Source organism: Kribbia dieselivorans NBRC 106261 (assembly GCF_001552435.1).
GTDB classification, from domain to species: domain Bacteria; phylum Actinomycetota; class Actinomycetes; order Actinomycetales; family Dermatophilaceae; genus Kribbia; species Kribbia dieselivorans.
This window is the reverse complement of sequence record NZ_BCRE01000164.1, coordinates 1-10,560: the sequence shown is the minus strand read 5'-3', so window position 1 is coordinate 10,560 and position 10,560 is coordinate 1. Positions and strand designations below refer to the sequence as shown.

The following is a 10,560-nucleotide window of genomic DNA, read 5'->3' as shown; positions in this document are numbered from 1 at the left end:
CCCGCCAGCCCGAACGCCGAGCCGCCCGTCAGGGTGATCGCGTGCACCCGCTCGACGAGGTTGCGGGGGTCGAGCAGGTCGGTTTCGCGCGTGCCGGGGCCGCCGCCGCGCACATCCACGCCGGCGACCGCTCCGCCCTCCGGCGCGAGCACGACCGTCGTGCCGGTGAGCCAGCCCTCCCCGACGCGTTCGGTGTGACCGACCCGGAGCCCGGCGACGTCGACGATCGAGTTGGTCGGTCCGGCCGGGGCGAATCCGTTGGCCGCGTGCAGGTCTGACATGTCAGATCTCCGATCGGTGGGTGTCGGCCGGCATCGCGGGGATCGCGGCGATCAACCGGCGCGTGTAGTCGTGCTGTGGGTCGCGCCACACCTGCTCGGTCGGGCCGTCCTCGACGATCTGGCCGGCGCGCATGACGACGACCCGGTCGCACAGGTGACGGATGACCGAGAGGTCATGGCTGACGAACACGAGGGTGAGGTCGCGGGCGTCGACGAGCGTGCTGATGAGGTTGAGCACCTGGGCGCGCACCGAGACGTCCAACGCCGACACCGGTTCGTCGGCCAGCAGCACGTCGGGGCTGACCGTCAGCGCGCGCGCAATCGAGATGCGTTGCCGCTGACCGCCGCTGAACTGATGGGGGTAGCGCCCCGCGGCCTCGGCCGGCAGTCCGACGGCGGCGAGCACCTCCTCGACCCGGGCCGCGGCATCACGCACCCGGCGCGCGTGCAGCGGCTCGGCCACGATCTGCGCCACGGTCATGCGCGGGTCCAGGCTGCCCATCGGGTCCTGGAAGACGAGCTGGAGCCGGTCGCGCAGGAACCCCAGTCGGCGCCCGGAGAGCCCCGAGATGTCCTTGCCGTCGAACCGGATCGTCCCCGAGGTCGGCTGTTCCAGACCGGCGATGTGGCGCAGCAGGGTCGACTTGCCCGATCCGGACTCCCCCACGATCCCGAGACGCTCCCCGGCCTCGACGGTCAGCGACACCTCCCGCAACGCCTGCACGACCGGCGCGGGGCGGGTCAGCGAGCGCCGCGCGCGATGGTAGACGCGACTGACGCGATCGACCTCGATGATCGGTGCTCCCATCACGACGCTCCGATCGGGTGATGACAGGCCCACCCCTGGGCCCCCGCCGCGTCCCAGCGTGGCTGGATCTCGCACTCGCTGGTGGCGGCGGCGCAGCGGGTGCGGAAGACACAGCCGGTCGGGAAACGCCCTGCCGACGGCACGGTCCCCGGGATCGCCGACAGACCGCCACGCGGCCCGGTCAACGCGCTGGCCGCGACGAGCCCGGCGGTGTAGTGGTGACGCGGCGCGGCGAACACCTGGCCCACCGGGCCGGATTCGACGATCCGCCCGCCGTACATGACGAGCACCCGCTCACAGACCCGCGACACGACTGCGAGGTCATGGGTGATGAACAGCAACGCCGCGTCCCGGGCCTCGACACCGTCGACGATCAGCCCGAGCACCTTGTCCTGGACGGTGACGTCCAGTGCCGTGGTCGGCTCGTCGCACACAAGCAGCGCGGGGTCGTTGGCCAACGCCATCGCGATGACGACCCGTTGCCGCTGCCCGCCGGAGAGTTGGTGCGGGAACGCGTGCGCGGTCTCGGCCGGCTCGGGCAGGCCGACCTGGTCGAGCAGCGCGACCGCCCGTTCACGGGCCTGCGCCCCCCGCGCGCGCCGGTGGATCGTCAGCACCTCGGCGACCTGCTGGCCGACCCGCATCGTCGGGTTGAGCGCGGTCATCGGCTCCTGGAACACCATCGCCATTGTCGTGCCGCGCAACCGCGACAGCGCCCCTTCGCGTTCACCGATGAGGTTTCGTTCGTGCCCGCTGACCCGGATCCCCCCGGTCGCGGTCAGGGACTCCGAGAGCAGGCCCATCACGGCGAGCGCGGTCAGCGACTTGCCCGAGCCCGACTCCCCGATCAACCCCACCCGCTCACCGTCGGCGATGGCGAAGGTCAGGTCGCTGAGCAGATGGGTCCCGCTGCGCGTGGTGACCGACAGGTCGCGTACCTGCAGGGCCGGGCGGCCGGGCTGATCGGTCGTCATGACCGCTCCAGGAGCTTCGGGTCGAGACGGTCGCGCAAGCCGTCACCGAGCAGGTTGAACCCCAGGACGCTGATGGCGATGGCGAGGCCGGGGAAGATCGCCAGATGCGGAGCGCGGTGCAGCACCGGCGTCGCCTCGAGCAGCATCCGCCCCCACGACGGGGTGTCGGGCGGGGTGCCGAGCCCGAGGTAGGCCAACGCCGCCTCGGCGAGGATGGCCAAGGCGAACGCGACTGAGGCCTGCACGATGAGCAGGCCGGCGATGTTCGGGAGCACGTGCCGCACGGCGATCCCCAGGGGGCCGCGGCCGGCGGCGCGCGCGGCCAACACGAAGTCGGAGGCGAGCACGGCCAGGGAGCCCGAGCGCGTCACCCGCGCGAACGTCGGGATCGAGGCGATGCCGATCGCGACCATGGCCACGACCCGCCCCTGGCCGTAGATCGCGGCGAGCATGATCGCCAGCAGCAGCGCGGGGAAGGCCAGCACGAGATCGGAGGTGCGCATGACGAGTTCGGAGAGCCACCGTGGGCCCATCGCGGCCACCAGGCCCAACGGCACTCCGACCAGCGCCGCCAGACCGACGGCGACGACACCGACGAGCAGCGTGGTCTGCGCTCCGGCAATGACCTGGCTGAAGATGTCGCGACGGAACCCGATACCGAACCAGTGGGACCCGCTCGGTGGATCGAAGTTGCCCACGCCGGAGAGCACCCGCATCGGCGGGTAGGGGGTCCAGACGATCGACACGAGCGCGGCGAGCGCCACGAGGGTCACGAGGGTTCCGCCCAGCACGAGCGAGGCGTTGAGGCGACCCAGGCCGGAGCGTCGTAGCAGGCTCGTCATCGCGCCACCCGCAGCCGGGGGTCGAGGACGACGTAGACGAGGTCGACGAGCCAGTTGATGATGAGCACCGCGGCCACGAGCAGCATGACGACGGTCTGGACCATGAGCAGATCACGTTGGCCGACCGCGCCGAGCAGCAGCGTGCCCAGGCCCGGGAGGGTGAAGACCTGCTCGACGACGACGGCGCCGACGAGCAGCGTGGCCAATTGCAACCCGAGGACGGTGACGACCGGGATCGCGGCGTTGCGCAGCCCGTGCCGGACCATGGCCCCCACCGGGGTCAGGCCCTTCGCGCGGGCGGTGCGCAGGTAGTCCTCGCGCAGCACGTCGAGCACGGCCGAGCGCACGTACCGACTCAGCACGGCGGCCTGGACGAGGGCCAGCGCGGTGGCCGGCAGCACAAGGTGGCGGACGAACTCGACCGGATCATCGGCCGGGGCCACCCAGCCGCCCGAAGGCAGCCACCGCAGGCGCACCGCAAACACGGCGATGAACAGCACCCCGACGAGGAAGGCCGGCACAGCGACCCCGACCTGGCTGACCGCGGCCAGCGCGACGCCATCGGGGTGCCGGTGGCGCACCGCCATCCACGTGCCCATCGGCACGGCCACGAGGATCGCCAGGGCCATCGCCGCTCCGACCAGCCACAGCGTGACCAGCAGGCGGTCGAGGACCTGCGGGCCGATCGCGGCCTTGCTGACATAGGAGATGCCGGGGTCGAACGTCAGCATCCCGCCCATCCAGTCGGCGTACTGCACCGGCAGGGGTCGGTCGAGACCGAACTCCGTGCGCAGCGCCGCCTTGGCGCCCTCGGTGGCGTTGACGCCCAAGGCCACCTCGGCCGGGTCGCCGGGGAGGATGTTCATCGTCGCGAACACCGCCACGGACGCGACGGCCAGGCTCACCAGCAACACCCCGGTGCGGGTGAGCAGCCGCCACAGCACGCCGGCCTCAGTTCGTGCCGAGCGCGGCCAGGTCGAAGGACTCGGTGATCGCGTTCTGCGGCAGGCCGGTGATGCCCGGCTTGGCCACCATGAGGTTGGGCATGAGGAAGAGGAAGTCGGCCGCGGCGTCCTCGCTGATGATGCGCGCGGCGTCCTTCATCTCGCTGATCTGCTGCTCCGGGGTGCCGCGGTCGGCCTTGGCCAGCGCCGCCCGCAGGGTCGGGTTGTTGTAGCGGGTGTAGTACTTCGGGTTGCCGAAGACCGCGCCCAGATCGCGGGGCTCGACGTGGGCGACGATCGAGGCGTCGTAGTCGGCGTTGGTGAAGACCTCGGTCAGCCAGGTCGCGGGGAACTCGAGCTGGTCGGTGGTGACGTCGAAGCCGACGTCCTTGAGCTGGGACTCGACGACCTGCCCGCACGCGGTCGCGTACGGCAACGTCGGCACCCGCAGGCGGATCGTCGTGGTTGTCAGCTCGCCGACGAGCTGCTTGGCCTTGTCGGGGTTGTACGGGTAGTCGCCGGTGCGGTCCTCGTACCACGGGTCGGTCGGGGGAACCATCGAGCCGATGAGCGTGCCGCGCCCGGCCCAGCACGTGTCGAGCAGCGCCTGGTGGTCGATCGCGTAGCGCACCGCCTGGCGGGCCTTTTTGTCGGTGAAGATGCCCTTGCCGTTGTTGAACGACAGGACGACCTCACCGTTGGTCGTGCCCTGGATGACCTGGTAGTCGCCGTTCCCGAACTGGTCGAGCGACTCGGGCGCCTGGACGGTGCCGATGACGTCGATCCCACCCGAGAGCATCGCGCTGTTGAGCGCGTTCGGGTCTTTGAAGTACTGGAACGACACGTTGTCGAACGTCGGCTTCTCGCCCCAGTAGTGGCTGTTGCGCGCCAGGGCGATCGACTGGCCGCGCTTCCACTCCTTGAACTCGTACGGACCCGAGCCGATCGGTCGGTTCGCCAGGTCGGCGGTGCCCTTGTCGTCGAAGATCGCCCCGACGCGGGTGGTCATCGCGTACAGCCACTGGTTGCTCGGCCGGCTGAGGGTGACGGTGACTGTCGTGGGGTTGGTCGCCTTGGCGCTGGTGACGACGTCCATGGCCGACTTCAGCGAGACGGTCCAGCGCTTCTTGACCTGGTTGATGGAGTAGACGACGTCGTCGGCCGTGAGGGCCGTGCCGTTGTGAAAGACGACGTTGGTGTTGAGGGTGAACGTGTAGGTCCGGCGATCCTTGCTGACGGTGTACTTTGTGGCCAGCGACGGCTGGATCTCACCCTCCTGGTCGACCTTCACCAAGGTCTCGTACACGTTCCCGAGCAGGGCCTGCGGGATCGCGGCTCCGTCGGTGCGGGTGAAGTCGAGGTTCGACGGTTCGGCCACCAACCCGATGCGCAACCGTTCGGTGTCAACCGCGGCCTGGCCCGTGGAGCCGCCCGTGCCCGAGGTCGTGGAACTCGACCCGCTCGAACCCGACCCGGCGGAGCAGGCGGCCAGGACAAGGCCGGCCGCGACCAAGGCGGCAGCGGTGGTCGTCGTCTTCATGGGAGGCCTTCCGATCAGGTCGTGGGCTCGGTGCTCAGGGTGGTGCTCGAACCCACCCTAAGTCGGTCGAGGCGCCCAACCCAGTAACCGAGGTGTACAGCACCGAGCAGGCCGCCGACGCCCAACACTACTGAGGCCGCCCCCAATGTGAGCGCGGCTGTGAGGATCGTCAACAGAACCGGCCCACCGGCATTGCCGAGTTCGCCCATGAGCCGCCAGCCTCCGAGGAAGCGCGCGCGGTTGGCGTCCGGAGCGACGTCGGCGCCCATGGTCATGACGACGCCGGAGCCGAGTCCATTGCCGATGGCCATCGCCATGGCCACGACGATGAGCCGGTTCAGGGTGTCGGCCAGCGGCAGCACGATGAGACACACGCTGAGAATGAGCGTCAACGGCAGCACGACGGAGCGTCGACCGAGCCGGTCCATGGCCCAGCCGCCGGGGTAGAACATGAGCATCTCGACGAAGCCGGCCACGACGAACACGAGCGACGACTGCTGCGCGTCGAGGCCGATGTGCACGGCCCACAGCGGCAGCAGGGCGAATCGGATCTCGCGCAGCGCGGAGATGACGACGACGCCCAGGCCGAGCGTGAGCAGGACCCGGCGATGTTCGACGAGCGTGCGCCACGTCGATCCGCCGGCGTCGGCGCGGTCGCGTTCGTGTTCGCCGGTCAGGTCGGGCGAGGCGACGATGACGACGAGCGAGAGCACGGCGAACCCGAGGGCCGCCCAGTACGCCCCCTGCGTGCCGAGCACCCGCACCAGGGCGCCGCCGGCCGCCGGTCCGACGAACAGGCCCATCCGCATGGTGCCGCCGAGCATCGACATGCCCCGCGCCATGCGACCCGGCGGCAGGACGTCGATCATGTACGACTGGCGGGCCAGGAAGAACGTCGCCGAGACGAACCCGGACGCGAAGACCGCCGCGCCCATGGCCCACAGGTGGGGGACGAATCCGGCCAGGGCGATGGTGATGATGTCGCCGACACCCGCCCAGGTGAGCGCACGACGCTCCCCGAATCGGGCGACGAACGCCCCGGCGGGCAGGGCGCCGGCGAGTTTGCCCAGGCCCAGCAGGGCGATGATGACGCCCGCGCCGGTGATGCCCGCGCCGAGTTCGTGCGCGCGGATCGCCAGGACCGGGGTGATCGCCCCGACCGCCGCCGCAGCCAGGAGCTGCGGTCCGAAGGCGGGGACGGCGATCCGGGACCAGGCGAACCCAGCCGGCTCGCGCGTCACTGCGGCGTCGAGGCGGCGGCCTTCGCCGCAGTCTTTGTCGCCGCAGTCTTCGTCGCCGCGGTCTTCTTCGTGGCCGTGGTCTTCTTCGTGGCCGCGGTCTTCTTCGTGGCCGTCGTCTTCTTCGTGGCCGTGGTCTTCTTCGTGGTCGCCTTCTTCGCCGGGGCCTTCTTCGCGGCCTTCTTGCGCGTCGTCGGACCCTTGGCGCGCTTCTCGGCGAGCAACTCATACGCCCGCTGGGCGCTCAGGGTCGCGATGTCGTCGTCACGGCGCAGGGTCGCGTTCGTCTCACCGTCGGTGACGTACGGCCCAAACCGGCCGTCCTTGACGACGACCTTCTTCCCGGAGACCGGATCGGCGTCGAACTCGGCCAGCGGCGGCTTGGCCGCGGCCCGGCCGCGCTGCTTCGGCTGGGCGTAGATCTCCTTGGCCTGCTCGATCGTGATGTCGAAGATCTGGTCCTCGGAGGTCAGTGAACGCGAGTCGGTGCCCTTCTTCAGGTACGGCCCGTAGCGCCCATTCTGGGCGGTGACCTCGACGGCCGTCTCGCTGGTCGTGCCGTCCTCGTTGGTGGTGGTCTCGGTGATGGTGCCGACCACGCGCGGCAGCGACAACAGCTTCAGGGCGGTGTCGAGGTCGATGGTGGCCAGGTCCATGCCCGTGAAGAGCGAGGCGGTGCGCGGCTTGACCTTGGCCTTGCCACGCTTGGGGGCCTCGTCGGTCTCGGGCAGGATCTCCGTGACGTAGGGGCCATAGCGACCGTCCCGGGCGACGATCTCCAGGCCGGTCTCCGGGTCCGTGCCGAGCACGCGGCCGTCGTCGGAGGCGCGTTCGAGGAATTCGCGGGCCATCGCCGGGGTGAGTTGGTCGGGGTCGATGTCGTCGTTGATCGTCGCGCGTCGCGGGGTGGTCGCGGTTGACGGAGCGTCGTCGGGAGACTGATCGAGGTCGCCGGTGATCTCGCCCGTGGTCGGGTCGACCCCGGCCGGGGCGACCTCTTCGACGTAGGGGCCGTACCGGCCGACGCGCACGACCATGCCGTCACCGAGCTCGATCGTCGAGATGGCCCGGGCATCGATGTCGCCGAGCCCGGCGACGAGGTCGTGCAGGCCGCGGTGGCCGGATTCGGGGGCCGACGGATCGGTGGTGGCGTCCGCGGTCTGACCGTCACCGAAGTAGAACCGGCTGAGCCAGTTGACGCGGTCGAGGTCGCCGTTGGCGATCTGGTCGAGGTCCTCCTCCATCGAGGCGGTGAAGTCGTAGTCGACGAGTCCGCCGAAGTGCTCCTCCATCAGCCGGGTGACGGCGAAGGCGAGCCAGGTCGGGACGAGGGCGTTGCCCTTGCGGCGCACGTACCCGCGGTCGGTGATCGTGCCGATGATCGAGGCGTAGGTCGAGGGGCGGCCGATGCCCATCTCCTCCATGGCCTTGACCAGGGTGGCCTCGGTGTAGCGCGGCGGCGGGGAGGTCTGGTGCCCGTCGGCGGCGACCCGCAGCACGGTCAGGGCGACGCCCTCGGACATCTTGGGCAGACGGCGATCCTGCTCGGTGGCGTCGGCGCCGCCGCGGACCTCGTCGCGGCCCTCCTCGTAGGCGGCAAGGAATCCGCGGAAGGTGATGACCGTGCCGGATGCGGTGAATTCGACATCGCTCGCATTCGCGACTCCGGAAATCGTCGCGCCCAACTTGACGGTCGCGGTCGACCCGCGCGCGTCGGCCATCTGGGAGGCGACGGTGCGCTTCCAGATCAACTCGTAGAGGCGGAACTCGTCGCCGCGCAATTCACCGGCGACCTGCGCCGGGGTGCGGAAACGGTCTCCGGCGGGGCGGATGGCCTCGTGGGCCTCCTGGGCGTTCTTGACCTTCTTGGCGTAGCGGCGGGGCTGGTCGGGGACGTACTCGGCGCCGTACAGGTCGCGGGCCTGGGCGCGGGCGGCGGTCAGGGCAGACTCCGACAGGTTCGTGCTGTCGGTACGCATGTACGTGATGTAGCCGTTCTCGTACAGGCGCTGGGCGACGCGCATGGCGTCGCGGCTGGAGAGGCGCAGCTTGCGTGAGGCCTCCTGCTGCAGCGTGCTCGTGGTGAAGGGCGCCGACGGGCGGCGGGTGTACGGCTTCTCCGTCACCGAGCGCACGGAGACCGCGGCCGGCTGGACAGCGGCGGCGATCGCGGTGGCCGTGGCCTCGTCGAGGTGGCGGACGGTCTCGGACTTGAGCGTGCCGTTGTCGGCGAAGTCGCGGCCGGTGGCGAGGCGTTGGCCGTCGACGCCGGTCAGGCGGGCGGTGAAGGCATTGCTCTGGGCGTCGGGGGTGAACTCGCCCTCGACGTCCCAGTAGCTCGCCTCGACGAACTTCATGCGCTCGCGTTCGCGCTCGACGACCAGACGGGTCGTCACCGACTGCACGCGCCCGGCCGAGAGGCCCTGCTTGATCTTGCGCCACAGCACCGGCGAGACCTCATAGCCGTAGAGGCGGTCGAGGATGCGGCGGGTCTCCTGGGCGTCGACGAGGCGGGTGTCGAGCTCGCGGGTGTTGTTCACCGCGCGCTGGATGGCCTCCTTGGTGACCTCGTTGAAGGTCATCCGCTTGACCGGGACCTTCGGCTTGAGGGTCTCGAGCAGGTGCCAGGCGATGGCCTCGCCCTCGCGGTCCTCATCGGTGGCGAGGTAGAGCTCGTCGGCGTTCTTCAGGGCCCGTTTGAGGTCGGCGACCTTCTTCTTCTTGTCGTTGTCGACGACGTAGTACGGCTCGAAGCCGTTGTCGACGTCGACGCCGAAGCGGCCGAAGGGGCCCTTCTTGACCTCGGCGGGCATCTCGGAGGGCGTGGGAATGTCGCGGATGTGGCCGACGGACGCCTCGACGTCGAAGTCGGGGCCGAGGTACCCGGCAATGGTCTTGGCCTTGGCCGGTGACTCGACGATGACAAGCTTTCGGGACACGCTTCTCCTTAGTGACCGTGCGGGTGCAGCGGATTCGTCGCTGCCTCGACCCGAACGGGCCCCACGGTAACCCCTTTGTCGGAGGTGTCACCTCACAGGGTCTTGTTGAATATTCAACAGTGTGTCATTCTGGTCATATGACCGACCACCAACCCATCCTGTTTCTCAGCCACGGCGCTCCCCCGCTGGCGGATGACCCCGTGTGGACCGCCGAGCTGGCCCGGTGGTCGTCGACCTTGCCCACACCGAAGAACATCCTCATGGTGTCGGCGCACTGGGAGGCCGCGCCCGTCTCGCTGACGGCCAGTGCGACCAAGGTGCCGCTGGTGTACGACTTCTGGGGGTTCCCGGAGCGGTACTACCAGGTGACCTACGACGCTCCGCTCGCGCCGGAGTTGGCCGCGCGCGTCGAGCAGGTCGTCGGCGGGGCCGGGCATCATGTTGCGCACGACGAGACCCGCGGGCTGGACCACGGAGCGTACGTGCCGCTCGTCGAAATGTTCCCCGAGGCCGATGTTCCGGTGATCCAGCTGTCGCTGCCGACGCTGGACCCGAAGTCGCTCTTCGAGCTCGGTCGCGAACTGGCGCCGCTGCGCGAGGAGGGCACGCTCATCATCGGTTCGGGATTCACCACGCACAACCTGCGGTGGTTCAACCCGTCTGCCGGGCCGAACACGCCTCCCCCGGCGGCCAGCGCCGAGTTCGACCACTGGGCCGCTGAAGCCCTCGACCGCGGAGATGTCGACGCGATCCTCGACTTCGAGAACCGCGCTCCGGCCGCGCATGTCGCGCACCCGCGCACGGAGCACTGGGCGCCGCTGTACGTCTCGCTCGGCGCGGCCGACGCGAGCACGGGCATCGACGCCTCGGTCGCGATCGAGGGTTTCTGGTTCGGGCTGAGCAAGCGTTCCTGGCAGTTCGCCTGAGTTTCCCCTTCGCACCCTCCTCCCCACACGCCGAGTGATGGTTTCGGGCCGCCTCAGGACTCCTGAGG

The 10,560-nt window shown here is 69.9% G+C and carries 9 protein-coding genes; 1 reads left to right on the top strand and 8 read right to left on the bottom strand.

Annotation, left to right across the window (positions count from 1 at the left end; translation table 11 throughout):
- The 8 genes from KD1_RS12995 to topA form a co-directional block, all read right to left on the bottom strand.
- On the bottom strand, positions 1 to 281 hold a 281-nt coding region (locus KD1_RS12995), incomplete at its 3' end, for a P1 family peptidase (RefSeq protein WP_174521112.1).
- 1 nt (position 282) lies between these two features.
- A complete protein-coding gene (locus KD1_RS17675; protein ID WP_068402568.1) occupies positions 283 to 1,089 on the bottom strand; it encodes an ABC transporter ATP-binding protein in 807 nt (268 codons plus the stop codon).
- Positions 1,089 to 2,063 carry an ABC transporter ATP-binding protein gene (locus tag KD1_RS17670; RefSeq protein ID WP_068402566.1) on the bottom strand — a complete coding sequence of 325 codons (975 nt, stop codon included), beginning with the start codon at positions 2,061 to 2,063 and terminating at the stop codon, positions 1,089 to 1,091. Before KD1_RS17670 ends, KD1_RS17675 begins: the two co-directional genes overlap by 1 nt.
- Entirely contained in the window at positions 2,060 to 2,905 is an 846-nt protein-coding gene (locus KD1_RS12980; RefSeq protein ID WP_068402564.1) for an ABC transporter permease, read from the bottom strand. Before KD1_RS12980 ends, KD1_RS17670 begins: the two co-directional genes overlap by 4 nt.
- Entirely contained in the window at positions 2,902 to 3,849 is a 948-nt protein-coding gene (locus KD1_RS12975; RefSeq protein WP_068402562.1) for an ABC transporter permease, read from the bottom strand. Before KD1_RS12975 ends, KD1_RS12980 begins: the two co-directional genes overlap by 4 nt.
- A gap of 7 nt (positions 3,850 to 3,856) precedes the next feature.
- Positions 3,857 to 5,389, bottom strand: a complete 1,533-nt coding sequence (locus tag KD1_RS12970) for an ABC transporter substrate-binding protein (RefSeq protein ID WP_068402560.1) — start codon at positions 5,387 to 5,389, stop codon at positions 3,857 to 3,859.
- A 14-nt stretch (positions 5,390 to 5,403) separates the two neighbouring features.
- Positions 5,404 to 6,630 carry an MFS transporter gene (locus tag KD1_RS12965; RefSeq protein WP_068402558.1) on the bottom strand — a complete coding sequence of 409 codons (1,227 nt, stop codon included), beginning with the start codon at positions 6,628 to 6,630 and terminating at the stop codon, positions 5,404 to 5,406.
- On the bottom strand, positions 6,627 to 9,566 hold the full coding sequence (gene topA, locus KD1_RS12960) for a type I DNA topoisomerase (RefSeq protein WP_068402556.1): 2,940 nt from the start codon (positions 9,564 to 9,566) through the stop codon (positions 6,627 to 6,629). The genes KD1_RS12965 and topA overlap by 4 nt, the downstream gene beginning before the upstream one ends.
- Before the next feature lie 137 nt (positions 9,567 to 9,703).
- Here topA and KD1_RS12955 point away from each other — a divergent pair, with 137 nt between their 5' ends.
- Positions 9,704 to 10,492: a dioxygenase family protein gene (locus KD1_RS12955; RefSeq protein ID WP_068402554.1), complete on the top strand. Its 789-nt coding sequence runs from the start codon at positions 9,704 to 9,706 to the stop codon at positions 10,490 to 10,492.
- Positions 10,493 to 10,560: the final 68 nt, after the last annotated feature.